Below are 17,188 nucleotides of genomic sequence, written 5' to 3' on the forward strand. Positions count from 1 at the left end.
TTTTAAAGTTAGTTAGCATCCCAGAAAATTGGCTCACTCACCAAAGGCACCGGATTGGGGGCATTTGGATTAGAAGAAAGCTCTCCCGGAGGATAGGGAAGCCTCAAAGGGAATGGGCCGCTTGGAGCAAGCGCCGACGGCTGATCGTTTGGCATTCCTGTGCGACGGTAGTCAGTGTAAGATTCAAATCCATTGCCATAGCTGGCATAGAATTTTTCAGTCATTACAATGTTCAGTCTTTGGGTGTTGTTACCTGCCGCTGTGTAGCGGTCCGAAATATCATCAAGATAGTCATCGACATCCGCCTGATCCATTGCTATCGCATTGTTAGGATCAATCGCCAGGCCAAAAGCCTCCACTTTGCTGAAAGAGTCCTCGATGCCCTTTAGCGTAAGTGCCAGAGGATCGCCAGGTGTCCCAAGTGTGATGGCTGCTTCTGCCAGCATAAATGACACATGGAAATTGGTCAGCCAGGGCATAATACCAGCACCTGTGCCGTGACCTCTGTCAAACCTACGCTCTCCGCCACCCGGGCCTACATCATAGGAGCCGCCTATCGGATACACACCAAAAGTTGCCCTGATAGTATTGTCACCAGGGATGCCTGACGGATCGCCATGATCTCTGCCAATATAACCGTCGGCCGCAGCGCCCAATGCAGGCAGGCCATTTGAAGGCTCTTGCCCCCCAAGCCATCCATACACACAATCGCTTCTTTGAGAACAAGGCTGCGTCTGGAAGTCCAGGTCATCATCTTCTCCCTGTCTGAAAATGTAGAATGGCAAACGGGGATCATTCTTGGCAATCAAATTGTACATGAAGTAGTTGTTCATGTACTGCGTTTTGCTGCCGGGGATGTACTCCTGCTGATAAATGGGGTGCTGGTTCATTGGAGACACAGAAGACCCAAACGTAAACTGAAAATCGTCAGCATTGCTCGATATAAAATTGTTCTCCGTTATCAGCGTTTCAATACCTGCTTTCGATCTAGCGGCATCGACTAGACGGATGTTAAGCAGTAAACGGAGTTTAAGCGTATTCGCTGCCTTCACCCACTTGCTGTAGTTTCCACCGTAAATCAAATCGCTTGAAACTGGTGACTCGCTGTTCTCAATGGCTTCCTTTAGGTCAGCCTTTGCAACATCTACCAAATCAATGATATGGTCGTAAACAGCAGCGTCGTCTTCGTAATGCGGAAACAATACGTCCTCACCCTGCAGTGCTTCTGTATAAGGCACGTCGCCCCAGGTGTCCACCAGCACCATATACAGGTAGGCCTTCAGTACTTTGGCAATACCAGAGTAACCTTTGAATCCTGCTTCTTCTCCCTGCTTGACAATTGTCTGCAAGTCTTTAAGCGCCTGATCAAACATCGAATTAAAGTCGTTGGAGAAGTTAGCACCGGTGATATTGTAGGTGCTCTGGTTCAACCTTGTGTAGTGCTGAATAAATGCAGATGCATTTTCCTGCACGTTCCTGGTCGTCCAAAAACCAGCCGACAACTGTGCTGCTGGCAATAGCAGGTTCAATGACGCTTCTGACGGGTTGTTCGGGTCAGTGTTTATATCCAGGAAATCTGATCCACACGACATACTAAATATCGTCAGCATCACTATCCCTGCCTTTGAAAGTCTATTTCTTAAAATCTTCATATTCTCTTCAATTAAAAAGTGAATCTTAGGTTAACACCATATCTCCTTGTCGTTGGGATAATTCCCAGGTCGATGCCCTGGGCGTTACCGCTCTGAAATGCACTCAATCCCTCCACATTACCCGTTCCCAGGGAGTTTGTTTCTGGATCAAAATTGAGGTCATCTGGGAAATTGAGGGCTTTGAACCATAGATTTCTACCTGACAACGAGATGTTAGCAGAACCAAAAGGTGTCTTGTTCAGGAGAGTCTTTGGCAAAGAATAGCCAAGAGAAATTTCCCTTAAGCGTATAGTGCTTGCGTCAAACACAGAGAACTCTTCTGGCCCTGAGCTCCCGAATGTGTTGATAAAGTACCAGTCGTTGACAGTAAGTGAGGTCGTGTTAGGAATGGTGTTTCCGTTGTCATCCAGCCTTGCACTTTGCGTGCTTGGATTGCCAACCACGCCGGGAATTACAACCGTTACCTCACGGCCTCTTGGGCCTTCTGGCACCGTACCAGTTGTTAGGCCTCGGCCGTATACCTGATTGTAGGTTCCCGACCACATGTCGCCACCATCACGATAATCGAAGAGTACGTTCAGTGTTATTCCTTTAAAACTGAAGCTGTTAGTAACACCCAAAATATAATTAGGGTTAGGGTCTCCGATGATTTGCTCCTCAGATGATTGAATGAGCTTTCCTGTGGCAGGGTCAACTAACAATTGACCGTCTTCAGATCTGGCAGCTACAGAGCCTTTGATCTGACCATATGGCAAACCTACAGCATGAACAACCCTTACGCTATTACCGAAGCCATTGATAAACACTTCATCCAGGCCTTCTGTCAGCTCTTCAACGACGTTACGGTTGCGGGTAAACGAAGCAAAAATATTCCAGTTGAAGCCGTTGGCCAGCGATACTGGCGTGAGATCCAGGCCAACTTCGATTCCCTTGTTGCTCACTTTACCGATATTGGACACGGCACTGTTAAAGCCAGAAGTCGACGGCACAGTAATAGCCACAATCTGGTCAGTAGTGTTTCGGTTATAATAAGTAAAGTCTATTCCTACCTTATTCTTGAACAACCTTAGATCGGTACCGATTTCATATTCAGTAGTAAACTCAGGCGTCAACAGTCCATTGCCCAAACCACCCGAAACAGTTTGTCCGTTGGTTCCAATAAAAGGAAAATCAACGAAGGCAATATTGTTACCAAAACCTGGCCCGGATGGGTTGGTATTGAACAACACTGACTGCGTGAGGTATGGCGATGGGTCACTACCCACTTTGGCAACGCCTACCCTTATTTTTCCGCTATTCAGGATATCGTTAGAAATATTCAAGGCATCAGTGAAAATGAAGGATGAGCTTGCACCTCCGTAGAAATAGCTTCTCTTGTCTTTAGGCAGTGCCGAGGTCAAATCATTCCGACCTGTTAGGTTAAGGAAAAGGTAGTCCTTGTATGAGAAGGAAAGGTCAGCAAGGAAAGCCTGGTAGGCTCTTTCAGATTTATTTCCTCCAAAAGGCGTTACACTTTGGGTGTTGTCAAGATCGTTGATACCATCAACGATGATGCCGACTCCCTGAAATGCCTGACGATCCACCGTTCTAAGGTTAGCGTTGTGACCAACGATGGCCTTCAACCCAATATTCTCAGACAAGTCTCTTGAAACGGTGATAAGTAAGTTACCATCCAGCTCCATCCTTCTCAGGTCGTCTTTAATGATTCTACCTGTAGGGAACGCTGTATTGGTTCTTGGAAGCACCTCGAGTTTGCGGTCGGTAAAGCCGTTGAATCCAACTTTGTAAGTCACGTTTAACCATTCGAAAACGTCATAGCCGATGTTGAAATTTCCGAAGTACCTGTCAACATCGCTGGTATGCGGAGCGTGATAGGCCAAGAAATAAGGATTGTCGTTGTCAGGACGATAGAAAGCCTGATTGCCATTGGCATCCTGATAAGGCAGCCCTTTTACATTTACGTTTGGTGGCGTGAAAAGCAGACGCTGTGTTACAGAGGGCCCGCCCGAGAACAAACCTGTTGACGGAGGCGAGGTAAGATCAGTATTTACGTACGTCATGCTGCCGCCAATAAAAATGCCATTGTCCAGTGTGGTGTTGCCACCAAAGTTCATGCTGGTTCTGGTCACTTCGTTGTTGATGACAATTCCCTGATTGTTCATTCTGGAAAGGCCGGCTACGAAATTGGCCTTGTCATTGCCTCCTGAGATATTCACGGCTGTTTCAAGCACCCCGCCGGTCTGGAAAAAATCCTTAGGGGTATTGTAAGCGCCAAGAAGCACTGAATCGCTGCCAAACTCAGGAAAGTAAGGCGTATTGTTAGGGTTGTTATACCGGTCATATGGGTGAGCTACCCAGGGACGCCCTGTGGCTGGATCTATACTTTTGATCAGGTCGGCGTTCTCCTTTACCTGCCACGCAGGCGAATTCAAATCGAAAGGAGCGCCCCACGTGCCAAAGTTGCCATCAACGTAAAGGAAGTTATTTCCCTGCGTATACTGGGTTTGATAATCAGGCAAATTGGAAACTTTCTCAGTGGAATAAGAAGTGTTTACACTGATTTCCATCCCCTTACGGGTTCCTTTCTTACCAGCTTTAGTTGTTACCACAATCACACCATTCGCAGCCCTTGAGCCATAGAGAGCCGCAGCTGCAGCACCCTTCAACACGGTCATCGACTCGATGGTGTTGGGGTCAAGATCAAAGGAACGGTTGGACGTAGTGGTTTGGCTGGTAAATGAGCCAGTGGCATAGGTGGTGTTGTCAAAAGGAACACCATCCACTACCCATAGTGGCTGGTTGTTTCCCAACAGGGAAGAGGCTCCCCGGATGGTGATGTTTGAACCCTGGCCTGCCGCACCACCTGCGCCAATAATATTGACACCGGGTATTTTACCCTGCAAGGCTCTCAAGGCATCGGGCTCAGATTTTTGAGCGATCTGGTCGCTCTTGAGCTCTGTTACAGCATAACCAAGTGCTTTCTTCTCCCGCTCAATACCAACTGCTGTCACAACCACCTCAGAGAGTTGTTTCACATCGGACTCCATGGTTGCGTCGATGACGGAACGGGAGCCGATTTCAGTTTCCTGGGACAAAAGACCAATAAATGAAAAAACCAATGTCCCTCCCGATGAAGGAACGGTGATTTTATAATTACCGTCAATATCAGTGACGGTACCAGTTGCGGTGCCTTTCAGCACCACGTTCACACCAGGTAGCTCTGTGCCGTCTTCGGCTGAGACTACCTTACCGGATACGGTTCGGTCCTGCGCCCAAACATGGGTTAATGCTGTCGCAGTAAACAAAAATGTAATCAGTAGAATTTTTCTCATAAGAAAATAATTGGATTGTAGTTAAAAATGATTGTGGCTATTAAGCCATTCGATACATACAGGTTATGCATGTCGCCTCGCTGTCCTTGGTTTTCGCTGCCGGAAAGAGTCCGCTACCTTAGCGGAAGTATCCAAGTTCAAATGTCAGCGAAGTGTTGCGTGATTAATTCCCCCTATTTGTGGGATTTTAAAATATGGAGCGTTCAATAATTCCAACAGAAAGCATGTTTCATTGAAAATACTATAATGAAAGTCCGCTTGAGAAAGCATGTGTACAAAGGAAAATTCCTTTGCAGGGGGAATAGAGCAAGCTGGAAAAGAAAAAAGCCTCTATAGAGGCTTTTTTCTAATTGCATATTCAGGTTGAAACTTAGATGTACTTGTTGTGTCGGCCTATCTCAATGGCGTTGGCCTTCGATTTTACTCCCAGCTTGATGTAAATGTTCTTAATATGGGTCTTGATGGTTTCCCTGTGAACGAATAATTCATCGGCAATTTGGGAATAGCTCTTGCCCTCGGCCAGTTTTTCCAGCACCTCAGTTTCCCTTCGGGAAAGCGGTGAGTCTGTGTTCCGTTGGAAAGATTCAATAACCATGCGTGATATTTCTTTGGAAAGAGGGGCGCCTCCCTGTAGCACTTCATCAATACCGTCAAGGAGATCGCTGTAGCTAACAGCCTTGGCCATAAAGCCTGCTGCACCTGCGTTGAACGATTGAAAAACTGATTCTTTGTCGGTATGCAGCGAAACCACAATAATATTGGCCTTCGGCAGCTTCTTCTTGATGCGCCCAATCCCCTCAATGCCACTCATACCCGGCAGTTCCAGATCCATCAATACTACATCTGGTGCGTCGCTTTCGATATTATCCAGGGCCTCTTCGCAAGAAGTATAGGTGTTCACGACGTGGTATTTAGAAATACTATCGATCAGTATCTTGTAGCCTTCTTTGATAACAAAGTTATCTTCAACAATGCAGATCTTGGTAGGAATGGTTGTCATAGTGTTTGACCACATACAATAAAAATTAGGCTAACTGGAAAGCAGCTATATCAAGCAAATCGATCACGGCCATAAAATACGGTTGGAATATGACCTTACTTACGCTTGGTAACAGCTTAGAGTTGCCTGACCCTCTACCGTAAACAGGGGGATTTTTAGGCCACCCTTGCAATAAAAGATAGCCAAACGATAGTGCGCTAAAATTGAAACCGAAAAGTATCCCAAAAAATTGGGTCTCGATCATATACTACTTCTGAGTATGTTGACGCATTGGTGTTCAGGTCTAGTTCAGTTTGAGGATAAGGTAACCGAAGAGCAAATTGTCGTGGTAATTGTAAGGGAGGTTGCAATGAAGACGGAAAGCCACTTCGTCTGAACAAGTTGTAGGCATGGTAAGTATTGCCCCAGCTACAAAACCACATCTGTTTTGCCATCACATCCAGCTTTTTCCTGGGATCCACCTGATCTTCAAATTTTTGAAGCCATAAATCGACGTAATCGTCAACCTTCTGTGACTGGGGCTGCAAAGAGTGGAAATCTGTTTTTTCTCCAAATGACACCACTTCACCAATATGGTTTCGAATCACCGCTTCTAGCAACTCAGGCTCATCCAACTCAATATACCCAAGGATTGAAGCTTCCAGCAGATAAAACTTAACGTTGACCGAAGTGAGCATTGGGAATATCCCACCACCGGGAGCTGACCCTGGCGCCGGGACGGAGGCTACGTCCGTGTCGTAATATCCCCCAGCCGGGTACACCCCTGGCATAAGCCGCCACTGAAAATCGTTGGGAATACCGTTAGGGTCAGCCCTATCCCGACCGAAAAAACCACCCAAATAAGTCAACTCAGCTTCCGTTGGGTTCTCACCGAAAAGCTCTTCCAGTATTTCCGGATTACCTGCCAGGTATTTATAACATCTCCCGAAATAACTACAGCCACCATTGGAGGTCGGAGATTTTAAACTTGATATAACTGCCTTGTAGTCGCCTGTTTGCCTTCGAAAGTAAAACGGAAGCCTCGGATCTTTATCCCTTAGCATTTCGTACATAAACTGGTAGCTAATGTAGGGGAACTGATTGCCTGTAACGTACACTTTTCTATACCATGGATGATCCTCATTTCCACTATCGATGTTACTGAACTGAAACTGAAAATCCTCGTCTTGTTGTTCAATTAGCTCTTGCTGAAGCAATTTTTTAATATCGCTAGCTATATTCGGATTAATTAGTCTCGTGCTCATCAATAGCTTAAGCTTTAAGGAGTTAGCTAGCTTTTTCCATTTGGCAGGGTTGCCTCCATAAATAAAATCTCCTTCCACGATGACTGGGGAGTGCTCCTCCAGTTTTGTGATAGCTTTATCCAACTGCGCAAAAGCATCGTCGTAGATTTCCGCTGAAGAGAAAAACCTCGGGTTGGCATCTGACCCATTATTCGCAGATGCAGTATTGACAGGCACATCTCCCCACAAGTCGACCAAGGTGGTATTCAGATATGCTTTATAGATCAGAGCAATGGCATTGTAATGTGGACTGTTGTCCTGTGTTAGCTCGACCATTTTTTGTATGTCGGCCATTGGCCCCGTGTATAACTGCTCCCATACGCTATTCCACGACTGATTGCGCATGTTAAAGTCATCGTAGAAAGACATCGTGCCCATGAAACCATGCTGCGCCATATTTAAGTCAGCCGACAGTATCCTGGCCGTTTCCGTCTGAATTCGGGGAAGTAGCAGCCTGGGCTCCACCATTGACGGTGCGTTCGGATCAATATTTATGTCCTGACAGGCTGGGCCTGCGAATATGAAAAGGGAGAAAAAAATTAACCTGGCTTTCATCATGTAAACTATAATGAAATTTACGGACTGCATATATAAAACAAAAGAGTCATGGGTTTCCCTATGGCTCTTTACAATCATATTTTTTTCCGCTCTACTCGTTCCTCAACGTCTCCGCCGGGTTAGTCCGGGCAGCTCTCACAGTTTGAGAGCCCACGGCCAGCGCAGCAATGCCAAAAACAACCAGAACACCTCCAAACAACTCCAGGAAGCCAAAGGTCGCTTTGTAGGCAAGGTCGTTAAATACTATCTGATTGAAGAAATACCAGGTAGCAGGCACCGCAATAGCGGCAGAAATAAGCAAAAGGAAGATAAATCCTCTGCCAAGCAGGAACACCAGCGCCTGTTCAGATGCACCAAGCACTTTTCTTATGCTAATCTCTTTCAACCTTGTTTCCGTTGTGAACACCACCATTCCCAGCAAACCCAGCGAGGCGATGGAGATAGCAAGAAAAGCCAAAAAGCCAATGATCTTTACCATTACAAGGTACTCCTCATACGATTTCTGAATCCTGTCGTCGTAAAACTCCGCCTCAAAAGGATGGATGGCGTCCAGCTCATCCCATTTACTTTCTATTTTCTCCATTGTGCCGGGAATGTCGGACGATGAAATCAGCGCATTGATCACATAGTATTGATCTGCTTTGTAGCGATAGGCAAATTCTTTGATTGGAGAATCTATTTTACCATAGTGAAAGTCCTTTACCACGCCAACTATCTTCACATCCTTGTCATCTACCTTTAACGTCTCCCCAATAGCATCCAGCGGCTCACCAATATTGAACCGTTTAAGAAGCTTTTCATTCACGATGATCTGACCTTCGGCGGAACTATCAGACTGCGGGATGAAGTTGCGCCCTGCTATAAGCTCCAAACCATGAATTGGGATGTAGTTTTCGTCAATACCATTGTAGTTTATATTGGTAGAATCCAGAGGGTCTTTGTACTTCGCTGTCGTTCCCCAATAACTTCCAACACTTGTAACAAGCGTTGATGCCGACATGTCTGTGATTTCTGGAATTTCAGATAATGCGGTTTTCACTTTTTCGACTTCATTACCTAACAGATCTATATTGAGGATGTTATCCGTTTTATACCCAAGGTCAAAGTTGACGGCGAAATCGTATTGCTTGTAGGCCATGGTAGCACCAATGATAAAAGCAAGAGACAACGTGTACTGAAAAACGATAAGCACCTTACGGAAAGTGACGTTGCCAAACAGCTTCAGAGATGAAACATTTTTCAGCACCTTATGCACGCTGATTCGGGAAAAAAACAGCGCTGGAAAGAATCCTGCCACAACTCCCGTCACAATGGCCAGCAGCAGGAAGTAAAAGAAAGTCAGTGGAGAAGGGATAAGTGTGATCATTTCACTTATCTCTTCACTAAGGCCTAAAAAGCGGGGCCGAATGGCTGTGTAGTACAGAATAAAGGCAAAGACCAGCGACAGCCCGGAAATAACAACTGCCTCCAGAATAAACTGTCCAAAGACGTTCCCGCCGGAAGCACCTATCACTTTGCGAATGCCCACCTCCTTGGATCTCCTTAAAGAGCGGGCAATGGACAAGTTGGTATAATTAAAGCAAGCCGAAACGAGTACCACAAAAGCTAAAACAGTGATGATCCAAACCATCTTCAATTCAAAAGACGGCCCTATTTGATTGCTGAGGTCTTCGCCAGGCACGATTGCTGACATGGGCTGTAGCCATAGGTTAATCGTGGTGTGCTCATCCACCTCATTTTCCTCAGCACTTATTTGGTCAAGGCTTGCCTGAAGGGCTTCCATGTCTTGATCAGGCCTCACCACCAGGTAGATGTAGTTGGACCACATGTTGTTCCAGCGGGTCAGCCTGGTCGACTCTTCATTTTCCTTTTCTTTAATTTCGTATGTGGAGTAAGAGGCCACCACTGGTGCCCGCAAATGAGAATTTCCCGGCATGTCCTCCATCACTCCGGTAACAGTGTAGCTATCCTTGTCGTTGAGCTTGATCAGCTCTCCGACCGGGTCTTTGTCATCGAAAAGCTTTTTGGCCGTTGTTTCATCGAGCACAACGGAATAGGGTTCTTTAAGCACGGTGGCTCCATCACCTTGTTTTAGCTTAAATGAAAACACTGAAAAGAAGGATGGCTCCGCATAAAGCCCCTCAATGGCAATTATTTTGTTATTGTAGGCGGCATCTCCACGAAAGTTTCTGGTTATCAGTACCATTTCTTCAATGCCGGGAATATCACTTTTGATCCGGCTCGCTGCCTGAATAGAGGTAGAAGCGAACTTGCTTTGATCCTCCTGCAACCGTTGATAGGTATTCCCAACCCGATAAATCCGGTCATACTTTTTATGGAAAGTATCGAATGAATAAATGTCCGTGAGGAAGGCAATCATGAGCAGCCCGACTGACATACTGATGGCAAGTCCCACCACATTGATGGTGCTGAAGAGTTTGTTTCGGGCCATACTGCGAACCGAGGTCTTGAAGTAGTTGGATAGTAAGATAAACTGATTCATTCCTTTAAATATTTGAGGTTTTTGAACTGTATAGAACCTGAAGAACTTAAGCACATCGACAATGTAGACAAGCTTTGCAAAGGCCGCTCCTTTTCTCTCCACATTCCTTTCGAAGTATTCCAGCAAGTCGCCCTGTAGGTCTTCGTACAGCGAAGGCATGCAATACCATTCGAGCAAGCGGCTTGCCCACTGTGGTGGGGATATCGATTGCTTTGTCTTCATCAAATCTCCTTAAACACGATGTCCGGAATCATGCTCCAAAGCTGGTCACGTTGCTCCTTGGCTTTAAGCAAAGTAGCCTTGCCACCACTGGTAATTGTGTAGAAGCGTTTTCTTCTACCTCCCCGCACATTGGTTGCTTCACCCAGTCCGCTTTTCACGTAGCCTTTCTCCTCCAACCTGTTGAGGACAGCGTGCACCACTCCCAGCTTCACCTCTCTACCAGTGTGTTTGGTAAGTTCGTCGCAAACCGCCACACTGTAGGCCTCCTCCATCAAAGCGGCTATAGTGAGCAAAACCAGTTCTTCAAATTCTCCTAAGTTGGTACCCTTCATCTCTCAATATTTCATTTGTTCATTAAATGTATGTAAAATGGTTTTAATATATTCATTGTTTGTATGTAAAATATTGAATGGCTAGTCGTTTCCTTGTTTGTATTTATGGTTTATATTTGTATAATAGAAATATAAAAGATGTTTAAGATGGCGACATTCACCAGCACACTTCCAGATGAGCTATTAAAAATACTAGCGGAAAAGGCCAAAGCACTTTCTCAGCCGAAGAACCGACTCATTGAAAATGCGCTTAGGTTGTACCTCGAACATCTTGAAAAAGCAGAATACATCAAGTCGTACAAACAGGCAGCAACAGACGACGAGATACTCTCTATTGCCGAAGAGGGAATGGCCGATTACTTGAGAGAGCTTGAGAAATGAGACAAGGAGAGATTTGGAGTGCCAGTTTGGATCCTGTGAAAGGAAGTGAACAGGCAGGCTATCGTCCGGTGGTGATAATAAGCGGTAATCTGCTGAATACTCATCTTCCAATCGCTATTGTGATTCCCCTCACTTCAAAAATCAAAAACTACAAAGGAAACCCAATATTAGTACCCGATGACAAAAATGGATTAAAGTCGATCTCAGAAATGCTGATCTTTCATATCAGATCGATTTCAAAAGACCGACTTATTGAAAAACTCGGAGAGATTGATCAATCCACCGTTCAGGAATCAATTAAAACCCTCAACGATATTTTGAAGTACTAACCATTACATCCCTTTTTCCTTGACCGGGGTGGGTTGTTTGGGTGATTTGAAAATCCCGGCATTCAGTTCATATCCAACAGATTCTGGAGTAAGGTGCAGATAGTTGACGGGATAGTCCGGCTCCTTCCTGATCACAAGGTCCATTTCCCCTTTTTTGATTACCCTGGTTTCCACGAAATTTTTATTGTTAGTCGTTTCCACCAGCCCATTGCTGCCATAGTATCCCATATAGTGCTCGTTATCTACCATGACACAATCGATGAACTTATACGCCGGGCTAGAGTCGCCAGGCCTAACCCACACATAATTGCCACCTGCAATCACATTGTTTTTGAAAGTAAACCGCTCCACCGGGCCCATCCATACGGCGCTTTCGTTGGCTCCGTAAATGATGCTATTCGTCACAGAGAAGTCTTCAACCGAGCGGAAAAGCAGAATGGCGTTCCGGCAGTTGTAGAAAACACAATGGTCGATACTGGTCTTTGGTCCCTGGGCCCAAATAGCACCCTGAATCTGCGAGCTGTGCACCTCCGATACGAAATAGCATTGCGACACGACCATATCACCCAATGACTCGTCTTCTTTGGAAATGGGGTAGTAATACACCACGTCAGGGTGGGCACTGCCCAACATCTTCAGCCCACGAATAGTGACATGGTTAGCTGCCACGAGAAAACCGGTAGAGTGAAGAAACTGCGTCTGGGAATTGTTGGAGGATATTGATTGGATCACTGGCATCTTTGCAGGTGTCCAGTCGGGGTCATCAGGCATGGTGACAGCTTCGATCGTAAACCGACCAGTGTCGCTAAGCACCCGCAAAGGATGGATGGCCACCTTATCGGTGAGAGAATACAAACCCGGAAAAAGTTTGATGGTAATCGGGCCACTACCAGTAAGCTCATTGGCTATGGCCACCGCTTTTTCCAGAGACGCATACGGTGCAGACTCCGAGCCGTCGGCTGCATCACTGCCGGTGCCGGGGTCAACATATAATGTCTGAGCCAACGCGGCACTTGCTCGTAAGAGTAGAGAAAGAGAGAGGGTAAAGAGTAATTTTTTCATCGCTTTTGATTTTGGTGTTTTTGCGATGCAAGTAGTAGTTGCGATGATTCCTTAGCCATTCAAGCGCTGTTCAAGTTCCTGCAAGAGCGTCACAATGCTGTTCAAAGCTGCTCAAGCAAAACCCTTGCCTTCACAAAGAAAAAGCCTTGAGTAAATTCAAGGCCTGTATTCAATCAAAAGCTGTTATTAACCGCAAAATTTCCCGTCAGGAAATTTCTTTTACTTTTCTTTCAAGAGCGGAGAGTCTTTCACCCAAATCGTAGTAGTTAGACTCAATAAATTCATAAAACTCATGGTTGTGTTTACTCAAATCTTCAAAGCCTTGTTGAAGAAACTTGAAGCTGGCATCTATCTGATTTTTGTGCCGTTCGAGTTCCCTTTTAAATTCGCTACGATCCATAATGACTTTATTTATAAGTAAAGTACGTTAATGATCACCTATTCGAAAACAAACTGGTCAATGGGCAAAAAATATCATCACTTCCGGATAATCAAAGTGAGATATTTTTGCATAAAAAAAGCCCCGGAATTCCCGGAGCTCTTTCCACCCATTTATTAGCTTATCATTCATGCTATTCAGACCTCAAACTTTTAATAGGGTTCATCCTCGACGCTTTGATCGATTCAAAACTGATGGTTAATACAGCAATGCCCAGGGCAATAAGGCCCGATATTGCAAACACCTCCCAGGTGATGCTTGTGCGGTAGGCGTAGTCGTCCAGCCAGTTTTTCATCAGGTACCAGCCCAGCGGAATAGCCAGCAACAGAGAAATGAACACCAGCTTGATGAAATTGAGTGTGAGTAGGTTAAAGATGACCCGGCCGGAGGCTCCCAGCACAATGCGTATGCTGATCTCTTTGCCTCGCTGCTCCACCATGTAGGCCGACAGGGCAAAGAGCCCCAGACAGGCAACAATGATAGCGAGCACAGCGAAAGTGGTGAATACCCTGCCCATAGTCTGCACGTCCTCATACATGCGGGCATAGCTTTCATCGAGAAACGAATACCTCATCGGCTGGTTGGGTGCAAATTCATCCCAAACGCTTTTGATAGACACCATTACCTCCTTCATGTTGGATGAACCTACCTTGACGGAAATGACATCCCCCCATTCTCCATACACCATCGTTAAAGGTTCAATTTTTCCTTTGAGTGACTCAAAATGGAAGTCCTCTACTACGCCTATGATGGTATAAGGCCGCCAGTTTTGTATCCTTTCCCCAACTGGGTTCTCAAACCCAAACTCTTTTACAAATGCCTGGTTGACAATGATAGAGGACGAATCTGCTGCCATTCCCGGCATGAAATTCCGGCCGTCTACCAGCTTCATCCCAAGGGTTCCGATATAATCGCTGTCGACATACCAGCGTTGAGCGCCCACGGCCTTGTCTTCTTTGGATTTACCTTCTTTCCAAAATTGATTGCCATCCCGCTTGGTGCCAGAAATAGGCAGATACCCACTGATGGCCGCATTTTGAACACCAGAAATATTCGTCAGTTCGGTCTTCAGCGTTTTGATTTTATCACCCAGCGTATTGGCCCCCTGAATCAACACCACCTGCTCCTTATCGAAGCCTATCTTTTTATTGAGGATATACTGCATTTGGCGGTAGATGATAAAGGTGCCAATGATCAACACAATGGATGTGGTGAACTGGAATATCACCATTACGCCCCGCATCTTTGAGCTCCTGCTTCCTCTGCTCAGGCTGCCCTTCAAAACATCTATTGGCCTAAAGCCGGATAAGTAGAACGCCGGATATAGGCCAGCAAGCACACCAACAAGTATGGCGGCTCCTGCGAGCGTCGGAATAAACCACCACTCGCCCCAGGGCATGGTGAGGGATTTGTCGGCCAGCTGATTAAAAAACGGCATGCCTACCCATGCGAGCAAAATACCGGCGACAAACGACACCCCGCTGTAAAGAACCGACTCGGTAAGGAACTGCCTGACCAGATGGATTCTGAATGAGCCTACGACCTTTCGCATGCCCACCTCTTTCGCCCTATTGGCCGATTTTGCAGTAGACAGGTTGATAAAGTTGATGCAGGCCAGCAGAAGAACGAAGAAGGCAACTCCTCCAAAAAGCCAGACAAACCTGATATCACCCTGCTCCACCATGGCGTGTATGCCGTCGGAATAGAGGTAGACGTCAGCCACAGGCTGAAGCCTGAAGAAGTGGTTCTTTTTTACCTCACCTACAGATTGATCACCGGTTTTCTCAAGATGCCCCACATAGTGGGTATCTCTTACAGCCAAAAGTTTGGTCTCCAGTTCCTTTGGATCGGTGCCGGGCTGCAGCTCGAAATAGATATTGTAGTTCCAGCAACACCAGCTGGTTTGCTCCCCTTCCCAAAACTCCACCCCGGTCAGGGTGATTAAAAAATCAAACTGCAGGTGTGTGTTGTTGGGAAAGTCTCTCATGACGCCGCCCACTTTGTAGGGCGTTTTTTCATCATCATTCAAAATGATCGCCTTGCCTACCGGGTCTTCGCCGGGAAAGTATTTGTCGGCAACCGTTTGGGAGATGACGATAGAATAGGGGTCGGCCAGCGCATTTTCCGTTTGACCGTACACCATCGGAACCTGGAGTATCTCAAGCAGGCTCTGGTCAGCGTAAACAAAGCCTTCTTCGTATGTATTTTGGCGCTGATCTGCCCTGCGAAACAAATTGCTTCCAGCATACCACCAGCCGGCATAGGGGATCAGGCGGCCGGACTTAACCACCTCAGGGAATTCAGCCTTGAAGATGCCCGCTGTGGGTGCGGGAAAGGATGTCCATTTATTGGTTTCTCCTTCCTCCTTAAATTCGTTGTATACCCTGTAAATGTTCTCACCATCTTTGTAGAACTTGTCGTAGCTAAGCTCCTGTCGGATGAAAATGGTGATAAGGATACAAGCGGCTATCCCCAGTGCGAACCCTCCAATTTTGATGGATGTATACATTTTTTGCCTGAGCATGCTTCTCCAGGCTACTTTCAGATAGTTTCTAAACATGGCTGCGTTATTTGAGTTTTGTGACTTTTCGTTTGTTCGCTTTATTGCAAATGGCTGGAGAAACTGAACGACATTCCAGACAAAGAGCCAGTCAGCTTTGTTTTTACCAAGCTTCTGTACCCTGCGTTCATGCAGCTCCATCATGTCTCCCAGCACTGCATCGCACAGGTGGTCGTTGCAGAACCTGCGAAAGAAACTGATAGCCCAATTGGGCGGCCCTGCATTCTTTGGAGTCGACTGGCTCATAGGCTATTTCCTTCCCACACAATCTTGGGCACCTGATTCCACATGGCATTGCGGAGCTCTTTGGACTGCTCCAACACTTTAGCACCCGCATGAGTGAGCTCGTAGAGCCTTTTTTCTCTGCCTCCCCTGCTTTCGGTGGCTCCTCCCATTTTGGATTTGAGATAGCCTTTGTCTTCCAGCCTCACCAAAGCTTTGTGCGCCGAGCTGAGCATCACATTGCGGCCTGTTTGCTTTTCCAGCTCATCCACAATGGCCAGGCCGTAGGCATCGTCGTGCAGAATACCGACTGTCAGCAATACAAGCTCTTCGAATTCCCCCAGGTATGTTCCCTTCATATTTGTATTTGTTTCACCTTTGCCTATAGTACCTGACAAAAAACGAAAGGTTGCAGGGGCGGTGAAAAAAAAATCCTGAACCATCGATAGAAAGTAAAAAAAGCCATGAAACCACGGCTTTGAAAAGGATTTAGTTGACGACTGACGTCACTCCAACAGCCACCCCAGCACTGCACCCATAAATTCACTGCACTGGTAATCGGTGACGCCATTCCAGCTAGCCATGTAAAGCGGCGTCATTCCATCACCCATGGCAATTACCTTCCCGCCGTTGCTAAGCTCTTTGAATACTCCGAAGGGTTCTTTTGTTTGATTGTTGAAGCAAAAGGGTGTGCCTCCCTTCACCACACGACCGCCGTGGTAGGTGACCTTCAATGGCTTGCCAATAACTGGGGTTGGTTTGGTAAATCCGCCTGACAATGAGTCTGAACTGTTTTCGCCAAACTGGATGCCAAATGGACGGAGCAGATCATTCGTATTGGTTTGTTTGAGTGTTGACCAGTAGTCTTCCTCCATCACCAGGAACAAAGAACCTCCTTTTGACACATACTCAGTGATGGTCTTCACTTCAGCGGCGCTATACATGCTGGAAGGGATGTGGATAAAGAGCAAATCACATTTGGCAAGTTTAGCAGGCGTAATCATTTCGTTGAGAAATCCAACCTGTGCTCCCAGGGCACCTGCGTTTTTGCCAAGCTCACCAACAAGGTACTCCACCCTTGGAGCATCACTGCCAGCCGATGAGTTCATCTTGTTGGGGTTGTTGTAGAACTTCTGCCCATGAGCCACATCCACGAGGATGGTGTATTTGGCCGACTGACTCATTAAGCGACTGGACGAAAGGATCGACATGACCATCATGAATGCAATTTTCCAGCACATGCGTCTGGTTTCGGCTGTGTTTCTTTGGTTTTTCATTTTCATTGAGTTTTTGTTTTGAACCTATTGGTATCA

General features: G+C 46.3%; 13 protein-coding genes. 2 read left to right on the forward strand and 11 right to left on the reverse strand.

Going from position 1 to position 17,188, the window contains the following annotated elements:
* Nucleotides 1–8: 8 nt before the first annotated feature.
* The 6 genes from RIG68_RS16490 to RIG68_RS16515 form a co-directional block, all read right to left on the reverse strand.
* Nucleotides 9–1,652, reverse strand: a complete 1,644-nt coding sequence (locus RIG68_RS16490; protein ID WP_350124548.1) for a SusD/RagB family nutrient-binding outer membrane lipoprotein — start codon at nt 1,650–1,652, stop codon at nt 9–11.
* Between the two features lie 11 nt (nt 1,653–1,663).
* Nucleotides 1,664–4,984 (reverse strand): SusC/RagA family TonB-linked outer membrane protein, encoded by a 3,321-nt coding sequence (locus RIG68_RS16495; RefSeq protein ID WP_350124551.1) that lies wholly within the window; start codon nt 4,982–4,984, stop codon nt 1,664–1,666.
* A gap of 370 nt (nt 4,985–5,354) precedes the next feature.
* Entirely contained in the window at nt 5,355–5,984 is a 630-nt protein-coding gene (locus RIG68_RS16500; RefSeq protein WP_151998858.1) for a response regulator transcription factor, read from the reverse strand.
* Between the two features lie 197 nt (nt 5,985–6,181).
* On the reverse strand, nt 6,182–7,825 hold the full coding sequence (locus RIG68_RS16505) for a SusD/RagB family nutrient-binding outer membrane lipoprotein (RefSeq protein WP_350124554.1): 1,644 nt from the start codon (nt 7,823–7,825) through the stop codon (nt 6,182–6,184).
* 91 nt (nt 7,826–7,916) lie between these two features.
* Nucleotides 7,917–10,550: an ABC transporter permease gene (locus RIG68_RS16510; protein ID WP_350124557.1), complete on the reverse strand. Its 2,634-nt coding sequence runs from the start codon at nt 10,548–10,550 to the stop codon at nt 7,917–7,919.
* A complete protein-coding gene (locus tag RIG68_RS16515; protein WP_350124560.1) occupies nt 10,550–10,882 on the reverse strand; it encodes a PadR family transcriptional regulator in 333 nt (110 codons plus the stop codon). The genes RIG68_RS16510 and RIG68_RS16515 overlap by 1 nt, the downstream gene beginning before the upstream one ends.
* Nucleotides 10,883–11,029: 147 nt before the next feature.
* On the opposite strand from RIG68_RS16515, the gene RIG68_RS16520 reads away from it, so the two are divergent.
* Nucleotides 11,030–11,263, forward strand: coding sequence for a ribbon-helix-helix protein, CopG family (locus RIG68_RS16520; protein WP_317490230.1), 234 nt, complete (start codon nt 11,030–11,032; stop codon nt 11,261–11,263).
* The gene (locus RIG68_RS16525; protein WP_350124564.1) at nt 11,260–11,592 is read left to right on the forward strand and encodes a type II toxin-antitoxin system PemK/MazF family toxin; all 333 of its coding nucleotides are present in this window, start codon (nt 11,260–11,262) and stop codon (nt 11,590–11,592) included. Before RIG68_RS16520 ends, RIG68_RS16525 begins: the two co-directional genes overlap by 4 nt.
* Before the next feature lie 3 nt (nt 11,593–11,595).
* Here RIG68_RS16525 and RIG68_RS16530 read toward each other — a convergent pair whose 3' ends face one another.
* From RIG68_RS16530 to RIG68_RS16550, 5 genes are all read right to left on the reverse strand, one after another.
* The gene (locus RIG68_RS16530; protein WP_350124567.1) at nt 11,596–12,654 is read right to left on the reverse strand and encodes a right-handed parallel beta-helix repeat-containing protein; all 1,059 of its coding nucleotides are present in this window, start codon (nt 12,652–12,654) and stop codon (nt 11,596–11,598) included.
* A 205-nt stretch (nt 12,655–12,859) separates the two neighbouring features.
* Nucleotides 12,860–13,054 carry a hypothetical protein gene (locus RIG68_RS16535; protein WP_350124570.1) on the reverse strand — a complete coding sequence of 65 codons (195 nt, stop codon included), beginning with the start codon at nt 13,052–13,054 and terminating at the stop codon, nt 12,860–12,862.
* A 172-nt stretch (nt 13,055–13,226) separates the two neighbouring features.
* Entirely contained in the window at nt 13,227–15,899 is a 2,673-nt protein-coding gene (locus RIG68_RS16540; RefSeq protein ID WP_350124573.1) for an ABC transporter permease, read from the reverse strand.
* Nucleotides 15,896–16,234 carry a PadR family transcriptional regulator gene (locus RIG68_RS16545; protein WP_350124576.1) on the reverse strand — a complete coding sequence of 113 codons (339 nt, stop codon included), beginning with the start codon at nt 16,232–16,234 and terminating at the stop codon, nt 15,896–15,898. Before RIG68_RS16545 ends, RIG68_RS16540 begins: the two co-directional genes overlap by 4 nt.
* Nucleotides 16,235–16,381: 147 nt before the next feature.
* Nucleotides 16,382–17,152 carry a motility-associated ABC transporter substrate-binding family protein gene (locus RIG68_RS16550; protein ID WP_350124579.1) on the reverse strand — a complete coding sequence of 257 codons (771 nt, stop codon included), beginning with the start codon at nt 17,150–17,152 and terminating at the stop codon, nt 16,382–16,384.
* Nucleotides 17,153–17,188 lie beyond the last annotated feature (36 nt).

It is taken from the genome of Imperialibacter sp., assembly GCF_040222385.1.
GTDB lineage: Bacteria > Bacteroidota > Bacteroidia > Cytophagales > Cyclobacteriaceae > Imperialibacter.